The organism is Candidatus Contubernalis alkalaceticus (assembly GCF_022558445.1).
In the GTDB taxonomy this organism is placed as follows: Bacteria; Bacillota; Dethiobacteria; order SKNC01; family SKNC01; genus Contubernalis; species Contubernalis alkaliaceticus.
The window spans coordinates 2,420,267-2,442,725 of the sequence record NZ_CP054699.1 but is presented as its reverse complement, the minus strand read 5'-3'; the positions used below and the strand labels follow the sequence as shown (position 1 = coordinate 2,442,725).

General features: G+C 43.3%; 13 protein-coding genes and 2 pseudogenes. 13 read left to right on the top strand and 2 right to left on the bottom strand.

Annotated elements, in window-relative coordinates; genetic code table 11:
* The first annotated feature begins 1,332 nt into the window (after nucleotides 1–1,332).
* Nucleotides 1,333–2,553 (top strand): hypothetical protein, encoded by a 1,221-nt coding sequence (locus HUE98_RS12255; protein ID WP_241420924.1) that lies wholly within the window; start codon nucleotides 1,333–1,335, stop codon nucleotides 2,551–2,553.
* Nucleotides 2,554–2,997: 444 nt separating this feature from the next.
* Nucleotides 2,998–4,240 (top strand): annotated as a pseudogene (locus tag HUE98_RS12250) (IS4 family transposase).
* A 399-nt stretch (nucleotides 4,241–4,639) separates the two neighbouring features.
* Here HUE98_RS12250 and HUE98_RS12245 read toward each other — a convergent pair.
* A pseudogene (locus HUE98_RS12245) lies at nucleotides 4,640–5,656 on the bottom strand (IS30 family transposase); the annotation flags it as partial.
* Nucleotides 5,657–5,853: 197 nt separating this feature from the next.
* Here HUE98_RS12245 and HUE98_RS12240 point away from each other — a divergent pair.
* Nucleotides 5,854–6,090: a hypothetical protein gene (locus tag HUE98_RS12240; protein ID WP_241420922.1), complete on the top strand. Its 237-nt coding sequence runs from the start codon at nucleotides 5,854–5,856 to the stop codon at nucleotides 6,088–6,090.
* Between the two features lie 145 nt (nucleotides 6,091–6,235).
* The gene (locus tag HUE98_RS12235) at nucleotides 6,236–7,321 is read left to right on the top strand and encodes a hypothetical protein (RefSeq protein WP_241420921.1); all 1,086 of its coding nucleotides are present in this window, start codon (nucleotides 6,236–6,238) and stop codon (nucleotides 7,319–7,321) included.
* A gap of 173 nt (nucleotides 7,322–7,494) precedes the next feature.
* Here the strand turns inward: HUE98_RS12235 and HUE98_RS12230 are convergent, their stop codons facing one another.
* Nucleotides 7,495–9,270 (bottom strand): Rqc2 family fibronectin-binding protein, encoded by a 1,776-nt coding sequence (locus HUE98_RS12230; RefSeq protein ID WP_241420920.1) that lies wholly within the window; start codon nucleotides 9,268–9,270, stop codon nucleotides 7,495–7,497.
* Between the two features lie 188 nt (nucleotides 9,271–9,458).
* Between HUE98_RS12230 and HUE98_RS12225 the strand changes: the two genes are divergently transcribed.
* From HUE98_RS12225 to HUE98_RS12185, 9 genes are all read left to right on the top strand, one after another.
* Complete coding sequence (locus HUE98_RS12225; protein ID WP_241420919.1) at nucleotides 9,459–10,901, top strand: menaquinone biosynthesis decarboxylase; 1,443 nt, start codon at nucleotides 9,459–9,461, stop codon at nucleotides 10,899–10,901.
* Nucleotides 10,888–11,745 carry a UbiA-like polyprenyltransferase gene (locus tag HUE98_RS12220; RefSeq protein ID WP_241420918.1) on the top strand — a complete coding sequence of 286 codons (858 nt, stop codon included), beginning with the start codon at nucleotides 10,888–10,890 and terminating at the stop codon, nucleotides 11,743–11,745. Before HUE98_RS12225 ends, HUE98_RS12220 begins: the two co-directional genes overlap by 14 nt.
* A 119-nt stretch (nucleotides 11,746–11,864) precedes the next feature.
* A complete protein-coding gene (locus HUE98_RS12215; RefSeq protein ID WP_241420917.1) occupies nucleotides 11,865–13,382 on the top strand; it encodes a UbiX family flavin prenyltransferase in 1,518 nt (505 codons plus the stop codon).
* Nucleotides 13,383–13,423: 41 nt separating this feature from the next.
* Complete coding sequence (locus HUE98_RS12210) at nucleotides 13,424–15,403, top strand: peptidase U32 family protein (RefSeq protein ID WP_241420916.1); 1,980 nt, start codon at nucleotides 13,424–13,426, stop codon at nucleotides 15,401–15,403.
* Between the two features lie 105 nt (nucleotides 15,404–15,508).
* Nucleotides 15,509–16,795, top strand: a complete 1,287-nt coding sequence (locus HUE98_RS12205) for an aspartate aminotransferase family protein (protein WP_241420915.1) — start codon at nucleotides 15,509–15,511, stop codon at nucleotides 16,793–16,795.
* 263 nt (nucleotides 16,796–17,058) lie between these two features.
* Nucleotides 17,059–18,027 carry an ABC transporter substrate-binding protein gene (locus tag HUE98_RS12200; protein ID WP_241420914.1) on the top strand — a complete coding sequence of 323 codons (969 nt, stop codon included), beginning with the start codon at nucleotides 17,059–17,061 and terminating at the stop codon, nucleotides 18,025–18,027.
* 4 nt (nucleotides 18,028–18,031) lie between these two features.
* Nucleotides 18,032–18,802: an ABC transporter ATP-binding protein gene (locus HUE98_RS12195; RefSeq protein WP_241420913.1), complete on the top strand. Its 771-nt coding sequence runs from the start codon at nucleotides 18,032–18,034 to the stop codon at nucleotides 18,800–18,802.
* Nucleotides 18,780–19,532, top strand: a complete 753-nt coding sequence (locus tag HUE98_RS12190) for an ABC transporter permease (protein WP_241420912.1) — start codon at nucleotides 18,780–18,782, stop codon at nucleotides 19,530–19,532. The genes HUE98_RS12195 and HUE98_RS12190 overlap by 23 nt, the downstream gene beginning before the upstream one ends.
* Before the next feature lie 101 nt (nucleotides 19,533–19,633).
* Nucleotides 19,634–22,423 carry a calcium-translocating P-type ATPase, SERCA-type gene (locus tag HUE98_RS12185; protein ID WP_241420911.1) on the top strand — a complete coding sequence of 930 codons (2,790 nt, stop codon included), beginning with the start codon at nucleotides 19,634–19,636 and terminating at the stop codon, nucleotides 22,421–22,423.
* Nucleotides 22,424–22,459: the final 36 nt, after the last annotated feature.

Below are 22,459 nucleotides of genomic sequence, written 5' to 3'. Positions count from 1 at the left end.
AGGAATTACTGATTTTTAAAAAAGGTAAATATGGTAATGTAATAGTAATAGTTCAAGGCATGATTAAGGGAACATCGGTATGGGACTGGAACATTATACAACTAACATAGTATTTGTTCAATATACTTTAGACTACACAGGGGCTCCTAGCAAATCAGGAAGCAGTGTAAACAATAGTAAAACTTGGTCGGGCAGTCATGTTCCTCAATTTAGTTCTGCAGGTGTTAAAACAGTAACTTTTTACTGGATGGGGCTTGCTATCAAGCGGCAATGGTTTTGCAGTACTTCCACCTACCCAGGTTATATCCCACTTATCCCGACATCAGAATAAGGGAGATTATTCCGATATAAAAGTTATTCCGATTTTTTTGCTAAGAAGCAATATAATAAACAATTTCTTTGTAAAAAAATCGGAATAACATTTGCTTTACACAGATATAGCTTTTATTCTGATTTTGATACTATAAAAAGTTCAAAATCAGAAAGGAGCTAGACTGTATGAGCAAACAACCTATTAAAGATGGGGTTACGGCAATAGAGGGCCGCCATTGAGAAAGCAACCGCTGCAAATCATCCTCTTCGTAAAACCGAAACATTCAATGGGGTAGACCTGGATGATGAAACCATTAAACGTCTTTATGGACTGAAATAATATGTAGCAAAAGTTGTTCTGATTTTTTCAATGACTTGTCTTTTATCTATCTATCATTTTTACGAAAGATCGGAATAACTTTAATATCGGAATAATCCCACATTCACACTTGATTTGGACCGTTGGCACAATGAGTTGAAACAGGTTTTTTGTCAGGCTTTTTACTACGTCCTCGGTGATGTTGCATATCTTGGGATTTCAGTACCGATAAAATGTTGATTCTGATGTTATATAAGTATTACCTCATACATTCTGTGGGGGTTGCTGTGGAAGGAGGAGGAAAAAACACTTGAAAGCAAGACAACTTTTTCTGGGGATTGTTATTAATACTATGCACGGTAAAAAAACTAATAAATGGTATTGACACAAGAAGAGCAAGTTATTGGGAGGTTGATATCTTATAGAAGATTTGGAAATTGCCGTAAGGCAAAGACTGGAATCTCTGGGCACTCAAATTTAGGTAGCGTAAACTCAATAACAGGTCGATGCCGAAAATAAAAAAAGGGGTGATGCGGCAAATCAAAAGGACGAATTTTGTGGAAAACTTGAACCAAGGAAAAACAATTAAACAGGAATCAAAAAAAAATTAAGGAGATTAAAAAATATTAATTATATTAAAAATGTAGTAATCTTATACAAAATGAGGGAATGAAAAAAGATGAAGGAGGAGGAAAAAACACTTGAAAGCAAGACAACTTTTTCTGGGGATTGTTTTAATACTATGCATGGTAATTGTTATTAGTGTTCCAAAAGTATTTGCCAGTTTAGATAATTTTTATTGTAGCGCTCCATCTGCTGAATTGTTAATAGACGAAGCAAAAGTTCATGAAGGTACTTTTTTACTTACGAACAAACAGGTGGAAGGATTAGAACTTCTGTTTGATTCAATGGTAACAGAAAAAACAGATTTAACAAAAGAGGAAATATCTCATATTATTATATCTAACAACAGTTGGCAGGGTTTAAAGAATTCCTCAAGCTTCTTAACTGATCTGAACAATAACATAGAAAATGGGAAAACAGTAATTTTTCTTGGTGTTCCTGAAAAAGAAATATTTAGTAATATAAAATTTGTTAACTATGAGATGGTAACCCCAGCATTAGTGCCAAGAGAATCAGGAAAGATAACAGCAATTCGGCGTCGTGCTGGAGGCACCCATATTTACACAGGCGCAATAGATATTAATGTAAGTATTGATCAATTTGCTGTTGTTGTACAGGATATAGTAGATTATATGACTGAAGAAGCGTATATTATTGAAAATAGTCCTAATGCTGTATTAACAACTCAGGAGCTTAATGAAATAGATGCCAATATAGGAAACAGGAGTTTCACTCCAGGGACGTATTGGACTCGGTCAAATACAACGCGTACGCTAGAGCGTAACTATTTAACCAGCTTAAAAAGTAGAAGTTATTCACAGTACTATTATGCAACTGTAAGTGGAACTGATTATTGGGTAAATGTTACAAACAGGTCTACAGAACCAGTAGAAACACATACAAGAACAAGACAACAGCAGACGCTACATTGGACGTCTACCAGTTATACAGGAGAAAAGAATGGTCCTACTACTGAGGACGGCCCCTCGACATACTCGTATACGTTAGGTCTTTCTGGAAGTGGTTTAAGCTTTAGCCTTTCGGGCAACATACCGGACAGAAGATATGTTGCTGAAGCCAGTTATTCATTAAGACGATTTGGCGGCTATGTAGAACACAATCGCAGCAGTTCAACAGCTAGCAATCAATGGGAAATGGACAGTGGGTGGAGAATCACGAAAGGAACAGGAAATAGTATTTACATTCAAAATATGAAACATTACGTGTTATATGATATTAACTATGCTCTTTTTAATTATGAACTGTGGTCAGGATCACACTACATATATAAAAACTAATAAAGGTATTGACACAAGAAGAGCAAGTTATTGGGATGTTGACATCTTATAGAAGATTGTGGAAATTGCCGTAAGGCAAAGGCCGGAATCTCCGGGCACTCAGATTTATGCAGCGTAAACTCAAAAACAGGTCGAAAAGAATAAATCGATACTCAGAATGCTATTACTGGAGGGTCCTGTAATTTTTACTGAAACCTAAATATATGCTCCCCTCTTCTGTAAGAGATAATAAATCTAATCTGTCACATAAGAGGGGAGCATTTTTATATAACAAGTCACTAGCCTTGCATAAATAATTATTTAAAATGTCAAATCACGAAAACCGATGAAATAACGATTATTTTAAAGAATTTGTAATATAGTATTGTACCAAAAGAAAAAATCCTTTATAATAGAGATATAGGGTAGTCCTTGCTCAAATCTCTATTATAAAGGAGATCAAATATGCAAGGCAAGGATACCACGAATTCCACATTTTTTCAACTGTTTGAGCTATTTAATAATGAAAATTTTCAAGAAAACTTGGAACAACTGGAGTCTGATAAGTATTTCAAAAAACTCAATACTGTCCAGATGATCGAATTAATCTCCTATGCACAACTGAATCAACTAAAAAGTCTTAGGGATATCAGCAGCAGCTTTAATAATAAAGGTTTTCAGGAAGCCATGGATCAGGAATCTTTCAAAGCTTCTCAAATCTCTAGAAGATTAAAGGATCTTCTCACAGAACTGCTGGATACCTTGTTTAAAGAGCTGGTCAAAGAATTGGGGAAAGACCTGGGCTTTCATAAATTAAGCCAACCTTTGAACTGACTGTACTTGATTGATTCCAGTACTGTAAATTAGCTTGTGACTTACCCAGTATCCATGGGCAGATTTTAGGAAAACTAAGGCCGGAATCAAACTTCATCTAAGGCTTGTCTTTCATGATAACGTATTACTGCCGGATGATGTAATAATAACTCCCGCAAAACCTTCGGATAAAACCCAGATAGATGCACTGGTGATTGAAGATAAAGAAGCGTTACATGTCTTTGATCGGGCATACGTGGACTATGATAAGTTTGATCGTTACTGTAAAAAAGGTATTGGATTTGTTACCCGGCTTAAGAAAAATGCTGTTGTCCAAGTGATGGAGACCCTTCCTGTTACAGGGAGCATTCAAAAATACCAGGTAGTCTACCTGGGTACCCCAGCAAAAAAGATGAAGCACCTCCTTAGATTAATTGAAGTAGTGGATACAGAAGGAAATCCCGTAATAATCATGACCAACAATTTCGCCCTGGACATTGAGGAAATCAGTGATATTTATCGGAACCGCTGGCAAATCGAATTGTTTTTTAAATGGCTTAAGCAGAACATGTACGTAAAACATTTTTATGGATTGAGTCAACAAGCTGTAATGAATCAGCTGCTTATCGCTCTGATTACCTACTGCCTGCTGGTATCGCTCCAGCTCAAAACCGGTTTTATTGGAGCACTTTTAGATCTAAAAAGGATACTGAAAACCTGTCTTTATGAACCATTTACTTACTTTGTCCTTACACTTTATTGGAAACCTTCTCGAATCTCAAAAGGACGAAGAGCCATCGACTATGATTTAATCTTTGATGAGACAGAAAGGCTGGTGATAGCAGGCGAAGTCGAACATCTATATGATGTGACTTACGATCCTATGTATCTCTAAGAAATCCATAACTGTAATAATGTGGAAGCAGGGGCTACTCATAACTGATTGTTCCTTTGGCTTTCATAGAGAATACCTAATGTTAATATATTGAAAATATGTTATTAATAGTTAGTATATTTTGTCAGTAATCAGGTATTGACAATTTTCCAATTATTTAATGCAACATTAGTGAAAAACCCCCAATTGAATAAATAAGTGCAAATATCATAGGAACCCATAGTATTGCTACGTCTTTCATAGAGAGGCATCTAATAGTCGGCAGTCAAGGGCCGGCGTAGCCGGGACGAAGTCTTTACCCTTGAGGGCCTCACATAACCCAAACCCTTGAAGGTACTCGTCATGCAACGCATGGCGGGCTGCTACCGGCGAGGGCGGGTTTGGGTAGAGCCCATAAGATTAACAGGCAGTAGAGATTGCAAGCTGTTTAGTATAGGCCTCTTGTGAAGACTGGTATCCGATGATACGTCTAGGCAGTGAATTTATCCAGTCTTGTATTCGCTGAATCGTTTCAATCGGCACATCATCAAATGGTCGTCCTTTTGGCAAAAACCTACGGATTATCCCGTTGCCGTTTTCATTTGAACCCCGTTCTCCGGAGCAGTATGGATGGGCATAGTATATTTTGGTGCGGTTTGCGCCAGTGAATACTGACTTTTCCATTAGAGATGTGAAGGCAAACTCAGAACCATTATCGGAAGTAATTGATTTGAAAACATCTTGAAACGGATCTCCGAATTCCTGCTCAAGCTCATCTAGAGCTATCACAACAGCAGAGGCGGTCTTACTCGGTAGCTTTCGGATAATTTCTTGTCTTGTCATACGCTCAACGAGGGTCAGAAGTGCTGCACCCTTAGTCCTCTTGCTAATGACAGTGTCAATTTCCCAGTGGCCGAACTCGCTACGGTTATTTACCTCCGCTGGCCGATTATCTATACTGTTCTCCCGTGTATCATCCCTAATGACAGGAGGCTTGTGGGAGCATTTTCGACGGACTTTAAGATGAAGATCAATAGGCTTAACTTTACTGAGGCCAATATGTATGTAATTGTAAATAGTTTTCGTTGTTATTGATTGCTTGATCATTTCACCTATTCGGTTGAGGTAGCCCACAGTAGCGTCTGGGGACCACTTCTTTTTTAGTATTAGATCTTCAATATTACAGACAAGTTCCGGTATAGAGGCGATCTTATATGTACGTCCACAATTCTTGCGAGCTTTCTTGTAAAGTATTTGAGCTGTGCTAGCATAGTAGGCCTTGTGCTCTTTTAAGTTTGTGTCCAATTGCTTGACTGAATTACGTTTAATTTCACGATATATGGTTGATGGGTTTCTGTGTAATATAGCCGCGATAGCTGTGGGTTTTAGCATTAATTTCAACATAGCTTGAATTTGGTCCCGATCAGCTTCAGAAAGGTGTGTATAATGTTTTTAATTCGTGGTAAAATTAATCTGACTCATAGGAATCCCTCCAGTAAATGTTTGTTTGATCGCTTATATTTATATTTTACCTGGATTCCTATGAGTTGTCATTTTCTATTGCACTTGAATTTTCAATTCACCATTAGTGAAAAAATATGAAAAATTTATTTTCAATATTGCTTTGTCTGATTTTGGTAACATCTTTACCATTAACGGTCTTTGCAGCAGCCGACACTTTTTCCGACACCGAAGAATCCATTCGATCTGCATATATGAATGACCCTGAATTTCGTGCCCATCTGGCCGCAGATCCGGCAGACGCTATGGATGTACTGGATAATGCGGTTAATAACCTTGGTTCCATAGATCCTGCCGACGAAAAAAAATATATTCAAGAGATCAGCGCTAGCATGGGGACAAGGCACTAGGATAATAATAATTACGCATGGGTAAACACAAGCCTCGTACAACAAATCAACGGATATCATTGCTTGACAGCAAGCGTGTTGATGGCAATTTGGGGTTGGGGAGGTATTTTGCGCCATTCCAAACTATCTTAGGGAGAATTCAAACATGAAACTAAAACAGATGGTCTCCATTGGTCTGGTATTATTGATGGTAGCGTTAAGTGCCGGATGTGAGACAAGCACCGGGGAGACTTTAAAAAAATACGATGAAGCTCAGACGCTTTCCTACACGGAAAACGCATCTTCTTTTTCCAATGATGTATCGGAATATGAAATATTCATTCCAAAAGGATACGAGTCGGGATGCATTGCAGGAACGAAAAATGACCTGTATTATACACTTGTAAAAAATATCCCCATGGGTATGGGGTCAGAGTGTACCGATATATTTCACCTTGATACAAAAACCGGAAATGCAGAGCGTATCTTCCAGATAAAAACCGGAGAGCATTGGCAAAACGAACTTGTTGCCGCCGATGGAGCACTGTTTTGGATTTTGCAGGATGCATCGGGGATGCGGCTAGAACGATATGATCTTGAGCATGGCACCGTTTCCACAGTGAAGGAGTTTTCCGATACAAGCCCGGAGATTATTATATCCGGCGGGCAGGATTATTTGACATGGAATGAATACAATCAAGAAGAAATATCCTTGTATGCGTACGCTATTGACGAAGAACGGATTTTTTGCGTAAGTGAAAAAATTGCCCCCCAATCGAGCTATACCCGAGCCTATGTAAATGATGGGATTACAGTCTTTACCGAGAGTCGGAAGGGCGTCCTCTACCTGTGCGTCTATGATATCCATGAGCAAATGTATCTCAAGCAGCTGCGGGTTACTGATTCCCAATCAATTATTAATCCTCAGGCAAACAGCCAGTACATCGTCTGGATTGACGAATATGAAGACCCTGCACTCTATGCATATACTTTGGGAAGCAATGAATTAAGGTGCATCAGCAAACCGGGCGGCAGCATCAATCTGTTTTCCTTCCATTTGTTAAAGGACATGGTAATTTTAAACGAAAGGCGGTCCGGCCAAATCATTGGACGTTTGTTGGATGAAGGGCAGGAGGCTGTTTTGAGCGAACAGATTCCGGGCGAGCATCTCTATATCCTTGGGACAGTATTTGATGCACGAAAGTTCATTGCCTTTGATAGCGCACGCAATTCCATTTTGTTCATTCGGTAATATAAATAAGAAAGTTAAAATGCTCCCCTCTCTATAACAGATTAGATTTCTAATCTGTTATAGAGAGGGGAGCATTTGCTTAGGTTTCAGATCTAATGAGAGAAATTGGAAGTACATTAAGGCTCCGGTTCCAACCAAGCAAAAAATACTAAAGGGAGTTTCTCGACTTCCGTTTACTGTTTCTCACTACTTAAACTATCAATCACGCTTTTTTCAGGAGTTACGTATAGAGTCTTGTGGTGGTCGTAAATTACCATCCCCGGTTTGGCCCCCCGGGGTTTTCTTACGTGTTTGACTAGAGTATAGTCTACGGGAACGTTGGAGGAGCCGGCGCCTTTGCTGTAATAGGCGGCCAGAATGGCTGCTTCCTGTAGCGTCTGTGGGGGGATAGGGTTCCCCTTGACCACTACGTGGGACCCGGGGATATCTTTAACGTGGAACCAAAGGTCTTCTTTGGAGGCCATCTTTAGAGTCAGATGCTCATTTTGGTAGTTGTTCTTACCCACAAAAATGTCAAAACCTTCGCTGGATAAAAATTTTGCTGGTTCTGATTTTCTTTCATCTCTTTTCTTTTCAGGGGTACCCTTTCGGGTTGAAGGTTTTTTGAGATATCCCTCTTTGGTCAGTTCTTCTTTGATGTATTCTAAGTCTTCGGGGCGGACAATTTCTACACTGAACCTTACTCCCTCCAGGTAACTCTTTTCCCGGGAGATTTTAGTCAGTTCTTTTTTTAATAAGGGCAGGGCCTTTTTGTATTTCCGATACCTTTTAAACAATTTTTGAGCATTGGCCCCTGGTGAGAGTTTAGGATCCAAGGGTATTATAATTTTTTTCTGTTCTGGGTCATAGAAGTTGACCAGTTCAACCTGTTCAAACCCTCTTTGTACCAGGTACATCTGGGAAGTCAGCAGATCTCCCCACAGCCGAAGCTTTTCTGCTTTTTCTGCCAATTTTAGTTTCAACTGCAGTTTTTCTTCTTTAATCTTTATCTTTTTAATTTCTTCTTCCACAATACTTAGAAGGTTCTGTTTTAAACTGTCTGTTTTCTGCTGTTTTTCTTTAAAACTAAAAAATGTGTTCAGCAGTTTGTTCATATTTTTAAAATTTTTCTTGAAAGTGGAGGGCACACTTTTCAGGTCCAAACAGGTAAATTCTTTAAAGTATCCGCTTTCGTTTATAACTATAGTGGGCTCCCAGAGGTTGTTCCGTACGGTATCTCCCAAGGAGCAGAGAGTTTCATAGAGTTTTTCTATTTTTTCTGGACTCAAATGTTCCACTTTACTTCGGGGATCCAGGGAGGCTTTATGAGCAATTTCTCCTGCCAACAGTGGGTCAAGGCCGTTAAAAACACCAATAAGGGCCATAGAAATATTTTTGCCCTCTTGAGAAAGGATTTTTTCAGTCAGTTCCTCTCGGGGGATATTGTTAAGCCCGTTAAGGTTGATCTTTTCTTGGTAAGGAGGAGCCACATAAGGTTTTCCCGGCAGCACAATACGATGACGGCTGACAGCGGGGGGAATTGTTTTAATACTGCCCAGGATGGTTTCCTGGTCATCCAGGAGAATAATATTGCTGTGCTTACCCATGAACTCCAGCACCAGGACTTTTTCCTCCATCAGGTCGAACTCATCCCGGGTGCGGATATTCAGCCGCAGCACACGGTCGGTGCCCTCCTGCTTGATTCCAGTAATCTTTCCTCCTGTCAGGTGTTTGCGCAGAAGCATGCAGAAGGATGGGGGATTTTTCGGGTTTTCTTTTACTCTGTCTGTTAAGTGGATGCGGTGAGACATAGGGTTGGCAGAAATTAATAGCCGATGGCGGTCCTGTTGACGGATTAACAGGTTAATTTCATATCTAGAGGGCTGCAGTACCCTTTCTATTTTTTTCCCCAATATTTTTTCCTGAAGCTGATGGGTAGTGGCAGCCAGTACCAGTCCGCTGAAGGCCATTTTAGTTCTTCCCCCTTTATTTTAGACTACTCCCATGATACATTATGCTTGACGTTATTTCAAGTTTACCCAAAATATGGTGAAGGGCAAAAGTATTTAGAAAAGGGAAGGAAATAGTATATCAGTGTCGAATTAGATTAGTTGATTGTCCAAAAGAATGTCAATTTATTAGAATTGGAGTGAGATAATTGGCTTATAAGGACCTGCAGGAATTTGCTGCTGATTTGGAGAAACGGGGACTTTTAAAGAGGATTAAGACGGAAGTCGATCCAGAACTGGAAATCACGGAAATCACGGACCGGATATCTAAGAAGTACGGTCCGGCTTTATTGTTTGAGAATGTTAAGGGTTCAGAATTTCCTTTATTAATAAATACTTTTGGGACCTATGAGAGGATGAGCATGTCACTTGGGGTGGAAAAACTGGACGACATTGCGGAGGATGTTACCGCTATGGTGGACATTTTTTCAGCCAAGAAATTAATGGATAAGCTTAAAAGTATCCCTATGATTACTCAATTGGCTGGGTTTCCTCCTAAAAAAGTAAAAAAAGCCCCCTGCCAGGAAGTGGTGGCTGACCCGGACTTAAGTAAGCTGCCCATATTAAAGTGTTGGCCTTTGGATGGTGGAAAATTTATTACTCTGCCCCTGGTGTTTAGTAAGGACCCGGAGACCGGGGAGAGAAACTGTGGTATGTACCGTCTGCAGGTATTTGATGAGAAGACTACCGGGATGCACTGGCACATGCATAAAGATGGTGCCAGTAATTTTTCCAAGCATAAGAGGAGAGGGGACCGGATGGAGGTGGCTGTAGCCTTAGGAGGTGACCCTGCCACTATTTATTCCTCTACGGCGCCTCTGCCCAAGAATCTGTATGAGCTGGTTTTTGCCGGGTTCCTCCGGAAAGCAGCGGTGGAGGAGGTTAAGTGCAAAACAGTGGATCTTTACGTTCCTGCTCATGCGGAGTTTATCCTGGAGGGTTATGTGGACCCCCAGGAGGAAACTAGAATTGAGGGGCCCTTTGGAGATCACACCGGTTATTATTCTCTGGCGGATCAGTATCCGGTCTTTCATGTGACCTGTATTACCCATAAGAAAAATGCGGTTTATCCCGCCACTATTGTAGGCAAACCTCCCATGGAGGACTGCTACCTGGCTAAGGCCACGGAGAGAATTTTTCTTCCTTTGTTAAAGATGATTATTCCCGAGGTTTTGGATATGAATCTTCCTTTGGAGGGAGTGTTTCACAGCTGTGCCATTGTTTCTATCAAGAAAACTTTTCCGGGGCAGGCCCGTAAGGTAATTAACGCTCTTTGGGGCCTGGGTCAGATGATGTTTACCAAGACCATCATTGTGGTGGATGAAAAGGTGGATCCCCAGGACCTGTCTACGGTGATGTGGAAGGTATTTAATAATGTAGATCCCAACAGGGATTTAATGATTGTTGACGGGCCATTGGATGCCCTGGACCATGCTTCACCCCTGCCTAATTACGGGGGGAAGCTGGGAATAGATGCCACAGTAAAAGGCCCCTCCGAGGGTCATTTCCGGGAATGGCCCCAAGATATTGAAATGGATGAAATAGTCAAAGAACTTGTGAACAGAAAGTGGGAGGAGTATGGTCTGGAATAAATTAAAAACGTACGGGGAACTGGTGATGTTTCGTCATACACTGTTTGCCCTGCCTTTTGGCCTCATGGGGGCTTTTCTGGCCAGCGGTGGTTGGCCGCCCTTTACAAACTTGTTTTGGATTCTGGTGGCCCTGGTAGGGGCCAGGAACGCGGCTAATGCTTTAAACCGCCTGATTGACTGGAAGATTGATGCCAAGAATCCCCGTACCGCCTCCAGGCATATGCCCAGGGGACTGGTGAAACCCCAGGAGGTGCTGATACTCAGTGGGGTTGGGTTGGCTCTGATGGTTTTAGCGGTTTTCCGTCTAAACCACCTCTGTGTCCAGCTGATGCCCCTGGCGGTAATTATACTGGTGGGTTACTCTTATACCAAACGCTTTACCTGGGCCTGTCATTTGGTTCTGGGCCTGGCGGTGGGCTTGGCCCCTCTGGGAGCCTGGATTGCCATTACCGGGCAGATGGCCCTGCCTCCAGTGATACTGACCCTGGTGGTTGCCCTCTGGGTGGCGGGATTTGATATCATTTATGCCACTCAGGATATCAGCTTTGACCGGAAGGAGAGGATTCACTCCATCCCCGCCCGTTTTGGGCTGAAAAATGCTCTGTACATTGCCCGGGCTTTTCATTTGACCACTATACTGCTGCTTTTGAGCGTGCCGCTATTTTTGAACCTGGGTTTTTTATACTTTATGGGGATTTTGGCGGCAGCGGGGCTTTTGCTTTATGAACATCAAATTGTATCTCCCGACAACTTGAGCCGGGTGAAGATTGCCTCTTACCATGTAAACGAGCTGATTGGGGTTACTGTTTTTGCCTTTACTCTGGGGGATATGTTTATTCTATAGTTTATTACTAAAAGATTAGTACTACAGCGAAAACTGGCAAATAAGCGGTGCCATGGGGACGGTTCTATATTTGATACGGTTGTTATGGTTACTTTTACAGTATGAGGAGCTGTTTATAGATGAAAAAAATTATTGTTGGAATTACCGGTGCCAGCGGCATTGATTATGCCCGCATACTGGTGAGGGAGCTCTATCGTAAAGATTATACCATTTATCTTATTATCACAGAGCCTGGGAAAATTGTGATGGATAAAGAATCGGATCTTAAACTGTCAGGGGATGTGCAGGCTCAGGAACGGAAACTTAAGAATTTTTTTGAAATACCTTTGAAAGAGGACAGGCGCTTTTTTCTGCTGGATAACCAGGATATCGCTGCTTCTGTGGCCAGTGGGTCTTTCATCGTGGAGGCCATGGTGGTGATTCCCTGTTCCATGGCTGCAGTTTCCTCCATAGCCCGGGGTAGTTCCCAGAACCTATTAGAGAGGGCGGCGGATGTTATGATTAAGGAGTGCCGTCCGTTAATTGTGGTTCCCCGGGAAACCCCTTTAAGCAGTATACATCTAGAAAACCTTCTGGCCTTAAGCCGGGCAGGAGTTACAGTTCTTCCTGCCATGCCGGCTTTTTATCATAACCCCGGTTCGATAGAGGATATGGTAAAGTTTGTGGCCGGAAGGGTTTTGGAACATTTGAGGTTAGAACATGACCTGTATCAGTCCTGGTCCCCGGAAAGAGTTAGGGTTGGAAGGAGCAGGGAATCTAGCTATAAAATTGGAATACTGCAGCTGACTTCACACTTAGATGATACGGTGGAGGGTTTTAAAGAAGGCCTTTCCACAATGATTAATGTAGAGTTTGAATATGATTACCGCAATGTGGAGGGCAAAGTGCCACAAATGGCTCAGGAGGCGGAAGAACTGGTGGGCCGGGGAATGGACCTGATTTTTGCCTGTACCACACCGGCGGCCAAATTTGCTGCCTCTGCTGCGGTGAGTAAGGGGACTCCGGTGGTGTTTACTCCGGTGTTGGACCCGGTGAAGGTGGGGTTGGTGGCCTCTTGGGAAAGCTCTGAAAATAATCTTACTGGGGTCAGCGGATTCGTTTCTTCTGAACAGAAGCTGGCCCGGTTTAAAGAGATATATCCAGGCCTGCGTAAGCTGGTAGTGGTCTATGAAGGGAAAAACCCCAACGCTGACATTGAGATGGAATATGTGCTGAAAGCGGCGGCTCAGATGAGGCTGGCAGTACAGACGGTGGAAGTAACCGGGGTGGAGGATATAAGGGCACTGGCCAAAAGTAAGTTTTCTTCCCATACCGGTTTCTTTGTGCCGGTTAGTCCCCTGGTGGAGCAGAATATAACTCTTCTGATTAAACTGGCAGAGGAACAAAAGCTGCCTTTGATGGCCCCTAATGAAGGGGCTGTAAAGCAGGGTGCACTACTGGGATTGGTAGCTTCTCATTATAATTTGGGAGTGATGGCCGGGAAGATGGCCTTGGAAATACTGCAGGGGAAGGATCCTGCAGATATAGCCATAGGCCGGCCTGAGAATCCTGATTTGATTATTAATCTAACTTCTGCTATGAATCTGAAGTTAGAAATACCTGCTCACATTTTAGAGCAGGCATCTATTTTATATTAAGTATAGATTTTTTCTTGCTTCCTGGAGGAGGGTGAAATAACATGTACCAAAAGATGGAGCTTTTAGCCCCGGTGGGTCGCTGGGATGTCCTGGAGGCTGTAATTGAGGAGGGTGCCGATGCGGTTTACCTGGGGGCAAAGAAACACAATATGCGGATGTTCCGCAGTGATTTCAATTTTACTGAAGAAGAAATTGAAGCAGCCATTAAATATGCCCGACAAAGGGGTGTAAAAGTATATATTACTTTGAATAACCTGTTATTTGATCAGGAGTTGGAGGAATTAAAACCCTATTTAAGGTTCCTGGGAAAAGTAAAGCCTGACGCCTTAATTATACAGGATTTAGGCGTAATTAAGTTGATGCAGGAACTGAGGGTTTCATTGCCCCTGCACGCCAGTGTGATGGTAAATGTTCACAATGAACCGGCTGTCAAGCTGCTTTCGGAACTGGGAGTCAGCCGGACTATTTTGTCCCGGGATATTTCCCTGGCAGAGGCAAAACAGCTGCTGGACAAGACAGGGATGGAATTGGAATATTTCATACACGGGGATATGTGTCTCAGCCAGAGCGGTCAATGCTATCACAGTGGGATGGTTTTTGGAGAAAGCAGCAACCGAGGCAAGTGCATGAAGACATGTCGTTGGGCCTATAGCCTCTGGGATCGGAACCAGGAGGCTGCGCTGTCCCTTCCCCGGGATAAAAAATACCTGCTGGCAATAAAGGATATGTGCATGCTGAACTTTATTCCTGAACTGCAGGAGTCGGGAATTTGTTCCTTGAAAATTGAAGGTCGGATGCGCACTGTGGACTATCTGAGTAAAGTGGTCAGGATATATCGAAGTGCTTTAGACCGCTACTATAAAGATCCTCTGGGTTATCAAATGCATCACGGGGAATGGAAGGCGTTACATGCTGATCGAGTTCGGGATTTCAGCAGTATGTATGCTTTTAAAAACCCGGGTTCTACTTCCATAGGGTATAGTGGTGAGCGGGAACCCCGGTTTTTTAGTTATGCTGTCAGGGAAAAGGAAATTACTGAAAAGGATATACAACAACAGGTTTTTTCTGGACAGCTGGAAAGGAAGAAAATGTTTCCCAATCCTAAGCTGGCCGTTCGGGTAGGAAATATAAAAGGTATGATAGAAGCGATAAAAGGTGGAGCACATCGGGTATATATTGGGGGAGAATCCTTTGTTTCCTCCGGGGGAGGCTGGTCTGCCGCGGATCTTTATTATGCCGTAAACTACTGCAAGACCCAGGGAGTTGAAGGGGTGGTAACTACCCCCAGGGTAACCCAGGGTAGGCAGATGGCCAGGGTGGAGGAACTTTTTGCCCACCTGGAAAAACTAAAACCTTCGGGAATTATGGCGGCCAATCTGGGAACTCTTTACCTGGCGTTGCAGTTTAAAAATATGACGGTTTACGGAGATTATTCTCTAAATGTTATTAACCGCTGGTCTGCAGAGCTTTTGAAAAAACTGGGGGTTAAACAGCTGACTTTACAGCCGGAGATTAACTTCCGCTTTGGTGCGGCACTGATGCAGAAAGCAGGTTTGCCCTTTGAAGTTTTGGCTCACGGGCCCCTTACAGCCATGATAACAGACCACTGTCTTCCGGCAGCTCTGGTGGAGGGAACAACCCAGGCGGATGGCTGCCGCCTTTCTTGTCGGGAGAAAAAGATTTCTCTTATAGATGAAAAAGGCCAGGGGCATCCTGTGGAGGTGGATGAAGACTGCCGCAACCATGTTTTTTTGGCTAATGAATTAGCCCTTTTACCTTTTATGAAGGACTTTATCCCTGCTGGAGCTGCAGGGTTTCGTCTGGAACTTAGGACTTATCCGCCCAAGGAAGTGGGGCAGGTGACATCGCTATATCGAAAACAACTGGATATGATTACTGCTGATCCGGATAATTACCGGTTTGATTTTAAGGATTGGATTAACTTGAAGAAAAGCCATAACACTACCTACGGTTTCGGAGGCTACATGAAAGGAGTAAAAATCAGGAGCAAAGATATTTAATTATCTTGCCTTGTATTAACTCTGATTTTGCTGTTAACCAAAAGAAAAGTTCACCATGAATTCGCCTGTTGAGTTAAGAATAAATAAATCAGGAGGGTTTACAAAGTGAAAGGTTATATTGGACCTGAGAAAATCATTGACAAGAAAAAGGAATATATGATTCCCTGCGTATATCATTTCTATCAGGAACCTGTACAGATGGTCAAGGGTGAGGGAAAATATTTATATGACCATCAGGGGAAAAGTTATTTGGATTTTTTTGCAGGAGTTTCCGTGGTGGCGGCAGGGCACTGTCATCCAGAAATCACAGATCGAATTTGTGAGCAGGTAAAGACTCTACAGCACACCACCACCGTATATTTAACTCAGCCCATTGTAGACCTGGCGGAGAAACTCGCTCAGGTAACCCCGGGCAAATTGAAGAAGAGTTTTTTTTGTTCCAGTGGGACAGAAGCCAATGAAGGGGCGGCTCTTCTAGCCAAACTTCATACCGGGTCTTCGGAGTTCATCAGCCTGAGGATGGGCCTGCACGGCCGGACCCACCTGACCATGAGCTTGACGGGACTGACTTTTTGGAGGACGGATCCTACCCCGGTGGGAGGGATAAGTTTTGCACCTAACGCTTACTGCTATCGCTGTCCCTTTGAGGGAACTTATCCAAACTGTGACCTGGAGTGTGCCAAACAAGTGGAGTTTATTATTCAAACCAGTACCTCTGGAAAGCTGGCGGCCATGTTTGCGGAACCCATTCAGGGCAATGGGGGAATTATTACTCCACCACCGGGTTATTTTGAAAGAGTGAAGGAAATCCTGGACCGGTATGGGGCTTTGTTAATTGTGGACGAGATTCAGACAGGGTTTGGCCGAACTGGAAAAATGTTTGCCATAGAGAACTGGGAGGTTAGCCCTCAGATTATGACGGTGGCTAAAGCTTTGGCTAACGGTACTCCCGTGGGGGCTTTTATCGCAGAAAGTGAAGTGGCTGAGTGTTACACCCGTCCTGGGGCTTCAACCCTGGGTGGAAATCCGGTTACAGCGGTGGCAGCCCTGGCTACGTTAGAGGTTATTGAAAAGGAAAAACTGGTGGATAACGCAGCGAAGGTAGGGCATTACTTCAAAGAAAAACTGATGGAATTGAAGGAAGAACATGAGTTAATTGGAGATGTCCGGGGTATTGGCTTGATGCTGGGCGCGGAGTTGGTGCGGGAAGGGAAGGAGCCGGCAGTAGAGGAAACTGACCGGGTTCTGGAAGCTTTAAAGAATAATGGTGTTCTGATCGGTAAAAACGGTCATAACCGAAATGTATTGGCTTTTCAACCTCCCCTGATTATTACCAAGGCTGATGTGGACCAGGTGATTCATGAATTGGGCAGCGCCCTTTCCCAGATTTGAAAATATCTTTGTTTTTCATGAAATGTAACAATATAAAGACATTCTTACTTTTTGGGGTTGATTAGTCCACTAAAAGAAGGGATTTACAGAAGCTAAAAAAGAATACATCTTGATGATACTCCAAATATTAATAATACTGAATGCAAAGGAGACAGCAGAGATGACAGCAGTTATTAAAAATATGGGAGTAACTTTTGAAGACATTTTGCTGTTGACCTGATATTGATAAGAGTTAATCCCAAAAAAAAGGGAGAGTGTAAGGGATGAAGAAGAAGTTTCAAGGTAAGGGGAGTTTTGAAAGGAAGGTTATTTATATCACTCTTTTATTACTTCTGCTGACGGTACCTCTTTTGGGGGGCTGCGGTGATAAAGCTTTGGAACAATCCGGGGTGGAGCTAATGCGTTTCGGCCTGACCCCTGATGTTACCTGTCTTCCCATGGTATTGGCTGAACAGGAGGGTATTTATGAGAACCTGGGGTTGGAGGTAGAGTTGATATATTTTACCAGTGCCATGGAAAGGGACCAGGCTATTCAGGCAGGTCAGATCGACGGGGCTGTTTCAGACATTGTGGCGACAGGCTTTTTCTTGGACAGCGGGTTTGATATTCAAATTACCTCGTTAAATGAAGGAAATTTTGCACTTGTTGCGTCTCCTGAATCAGGTATTAACTCTGTTAAGGACTTAAAGGGAAAATCTATTGGACTTTCCAACAACACCATTATCGAATTTATGGTGGATGAGATTCTGACTAAAAATGGTTTAACTTCTGAGGAGGTTAGAAAAGAATATATTGCTGCCATACCCCAGCGGCGGGAGATGATGCTTCAGGGGCAAATTGACGCTGCCTGCATGCCGGAACCACTGGCCAGCCTGTGTGTGGAGCAGGGGGCATTGATGATTACCGACAGTGATAAAGAAGGGATTTTACCTTCGGTAATTATTTTTACCGAAGAATATATTGCTGAAAAACCCGAGGCCATTAAAAAATTCTATCAGGCTTATCGGGAAGCAGCCGATTTAATTAATCCAGATCCTTCAGTTTATAACCAGCTGCTTTTAGAGAAGTTGAGGTTCCCGGAGGAAATTCTTGATAAGTATGAAATACCGCATTTTAATGAACCTGCCCTGCCCCATGAGGAAGGGGTGCAGAGCTACCTTGATTGGCTCAAAGGAAGAATTGAAAAGGATCTGACCTATGATGATATGATAAATAAAGATTTTGTGGAGTAGATAAATGATTAAAATTGACAATATGGCTGTGGAATATAAAGATTTTAACAGCAGTCTTTTAGCCCTGGAGGGGGTAAATTTAGAGGTGGACAGTGGGGAGACCTGTGCTATAATCGGTCCCTCGGGGTGTGGTAAGACCACCCTTTTATTTGTGTTGGCCGGGCTGACTCCTTTTCAGCGGGGAAGCGTAATGATTAACGAAAAACCGGTCAGCTCTAAGAGGAAAAAAACTGCTTTAATTCTTCAGGACTTTGGTCTTTTACCCTGGAAAAACGTCTGGGACAACACTGCCTTAGGTTTAACAATCAGGGGGCTTTCCCCTGATGTCAAGGAAAAGAGGGTAAGGAATATCTTACAGCATCTGGATCTGTTTCAGTTCAAGGATTATTTTCCTGGGCAGCTTAGCGGAGGCATGCGTCAAAGGGTGGCCATTGCCAGGGCACTGACCCTGCGTCCGGATCTTTTATTGATGGATGAGCCCTTTTCAGCCCTGGATGCTATAACCCGGGAGGAACTGCAGAGCCTTCTTTTGACCATCTGGCATGAGAGGCCCATGAGCATTGTCATGGTCACCCACAGTATTGAAGAAGCTGTTTATCTGGGACAGAGAATTATTATATTTTCCTCTGTCCCCGGTTATATTGTATCGGATATAAAAAATCCTTATTTCGGAGATCCGAAATTGAGGGAACGTCCAGAATTCTATACCCTTTGTCATAAAGTGCGCACTCTACTGGAGGAAGGAAAGTCTAATGGAAAAAACAGGGTTCAATAAAGCATTACAATTGTTCCTGGCATTTGTCTTTCTTCTGCTCTTTTGGGCAGGACTGTCTTTACTATTAGACAGGCCGGTGCTACCGCCTCCCTGGTTGGCCATAGAGATCTTTGTGGAAAAGTTTCGTTCGCACCTGCTTCCTCATTTGATGCAGAGCACCTTTCGGGTGCTGCTAAGCCTGTTGATAGCCCTGGTTTTAGGGTCTCTATCAGGTCTTTTTATTGGCCGCTGGTCCAGGGTGGATAGTTTTACCTCCCCACTGATTTATTTAACCTACCCAATTCCTAAAATTGCTCTTTTGCCGGTACTTATGGGAATCTTGGGAATTGGGGAGACTTCTAAGATTTTTTTAATAAGTCTTATTGTTTATTATCAGATATTGGTCACCACCCGGGATGCCGCCCGGGATATTAATAAACAAATCATTTGTTCCATGGTTTCTTTAGGGGGGAGTGAGTGGGACCTTATCAAGCATGTTTTTGTACCGGCAGCCCTGCCTAAGATATTTACTTCACTGCGCATAAGCCTTGGGACAGCTATGGCTGTGCTGTTTTTGACAGAGACCTTTGCCACTACTCAAGGAATTGGTTTTTATATTCTGGATGCTTCCATGAGAGGGCGGTACGAAGAGGTTTTTGCGGGGATAATGGCTATGAGTCTTTTGGGTTTAATCCTTTTTGTTATTGTTGATTTTTTAGAGAAAAAACTCTGTCCCTGGCAGTACCTTTAAAGCTAATGCTTCCCTGGTCTTTTTAGGGAAGTTTTTTTATAGTTATTTTTTTGCCTCCTTAAGAATACTTTTTAGGTAGAAGCTACTTAAGGAGGAAAAGAATGAAAACAAAACCATGGTTTGCCCTTACTGGAGGAAAAGTGCTGGAGTATTTAAAGGTGGACCCGGTTCAGGGGTTGAACCAGAGGGAAGCGGAAAATAGGCTGACAAAAGTGGGGCTGAATATCCTGAAGGAGGAGAAAAAGCCATCCCTGATTTCCATGTTTTTAGGGCAGTTTAAAGATTTTATGGTGCTGGTGCTTTTGGGAGCCACCCTGATTTCTTTTTTGCTACAGGAATATTCCGACGCATTGGTTATTATTGTCATTGTATTCTTAAATGCTTGTTTAGGTTTTTTCCAGGAGTTTAAGGCGGAAAAATCTCTGGACGCTTTAAAAAAATTGACCGCTCCCAGTGCCCGGGTGCTTCGGAACCGGGAGACCAGGATGGTTAATGCTCAGGATGTGGTTCCTGGGGATATCATATCCCTGGAGGCGGGGGATAAAGTTCCGGCGGACCTAAGACTTTTAGAAGTTAGTAATCTGGCGGTGGATGAATCTGCCCTGACTGGAGAATCGGAACCCATAAACAAGAATACAGCACCTTTAAGCAGTGCCCGGCAGTTTTCTCCGGGGGATCTGAAAAATATGGTGTTTACGGGGACGGTAATTACCCGGGGGCGGGGCAGCGGAGTGGTGGTGGCTACCGGCATGCAGACGGAGATGGGGAAAATTGCCCACATGATTCAGCATACGGAAACGGAAATTACTCCACTGCAGAGGCGTTTGGCTTCTCTGGGGAAAATTCTAGTTGCAGTCTGCCTGGTGATTTGTGCAGCGGTGGTGGCTTTGGGAATTTTGCGCGGGGAGTCTGTGTACAAGATGTTTTTGGCAGGGGTCAGCCTGGCAGTAGCAGCGATACCAGAGGGCCTCCCTGCGGTGGTTACCATCGCTCTAGCCCTGGGGGTGCAGCGTATGATTAAGAGGAAGGCTATTGTACGAAAGCTGCCGGCGGTGGAAACCCTGGGATGTGCTACGGTAATCTGTTCTGATAAGACGGGAACTTTGACTCAAAACAAGATGACGGTACGTCAGATTTATTCCGGTGGCAATTTATATCGGGTAGAGGGAGAGGGGTACGATCCCCATGGAAAAATTTTCTTGGGTTCCCGGGAAGTGCAGCCCAAGAGCGACAGTAATCTGCGTCTTCTGATGAGAATAAGTGCACTCTGCAGCAATGCCCGCCTTATCCGTGGAAATGTCCCTATCGCTTCGAAATGGCGTACAGGAAAAATTTCTTCCTGGGAAATTCAGGGGGATCCCACCGAGGGAGCCCTGCTGGCAGCCGCCGCTAAAGGCGGTTTCTGGAGGGAGGATATGGAGAAGAGAGATAAAAGAATAGCGGAGTTACCCTTTGATTCTGAACGTAAAAGGATGACGGTGGTCTATGAGAATTCCAAGAAACAGCGGAGGGCTTATACCAAGGGAGCTCCCGATGTCATTTTAAGTTTATGCACTCATTATTATGATAACGGTATGGTCAGGGAACTGAATGATTCATTAAAAAAAGAGATTATTAAAAAGAACTCTACTCTGGCTTCCCAGGCTCTAAGGACTCTGGCTTTTGCTTACCGGGAGCTGCCCTCAGGGTCAAAATTTTCTATAAATGAAAAACAGTTGGAAAGGGAATTAATATATGCAGGGATTATGGGGATGATTGATCCCCCCCGCCCGGAAGTTCCTGCGGCGGTACAGAAATGCAAAAGGGCCGGTATTAAAACAGTAATGATTACGGGAGACCATCAAAATACGGCTTTGGCTATTGCTAACAGCATAGGCCTGGCCCCCACCGGTGGAATGTCGGTTACCGGGGATGAATTAAACCGGCTTAGTGACAGTCAGCTGGAGGAAAAGGTGGATAGAATATACGTATATGCCCGGGTTTCTCCAGCTCACAAACTGAGGATTGTCAGGGCACTGAAAAACAGGGGACATGTTGTGGCCATGACTGGGGACGGGATTAATGATGCCCCGGCGGTTAAGGAAGCGGACATAGGTATTGCCATGGGTATTTCCGGTACCGATGTGACCAGGGAAGCCGCTTCTTTAATCTTGGCAGATGATAACTTTTCTACCATTGCCAGTGCCATTGAAGAGGGCAGGAATATTTATAATAATATCCGTAAGTTTATACGTTTTCTTTTGTCCTGTAACACCGGTGAAATCTTTACCATGTTCTTTGCCCTGTTGATTGGACTTCCTTTACCCTTAAGGCCTATACAAATCCTTTGGGTGAACCTGGTAACGGACGGACTGCCGGCTATGGCTTTGGGGGTGGAGCCCCCGGAGAAAGGGATCATGAAAATCCCGCCCCGGGAGAAAGATGAGGGAATATTTGCCCGGGGATTATGGCAGAAAATATTAAATAGGGGGAGTGTAATTGGCTTTTTAACCCTGGTCAGTTTTTCCGCCGGGTTGTCTGCCACCGGCGATTTAGAACGGTCCAGGACTATGGCCTTTGTTACCTTGATTCTTCTGCAGCTGTTTCATGTTTTTGACTGCCGTTCGGAACATCTTCCCTTTTGGAAAGTGAGTATAAGGACCAATCTGGCGCTGGTAATGTCTGTCGCTTCTTCTCTGGCAATGTTGTTAGCAGTGATTTACTGGCCGTTTCTTCAGGAAATATTCCGAACTTCAGTTCTAACCAGTGAAGAATGGTTTTTGGTAATGGTGTTATCGATTCTGCCCTCCCTGGGCACTTTATTGAAAAGTGCTGCCACTGCCCTGTTTCCGGATAAGGACTGGAGGATGAAGAAAAGAACAAGTCATTTTATTAAACAATTCTTTCGGTAATCAAAAGGTTAACTTAGATTATTAAATATGATAAAA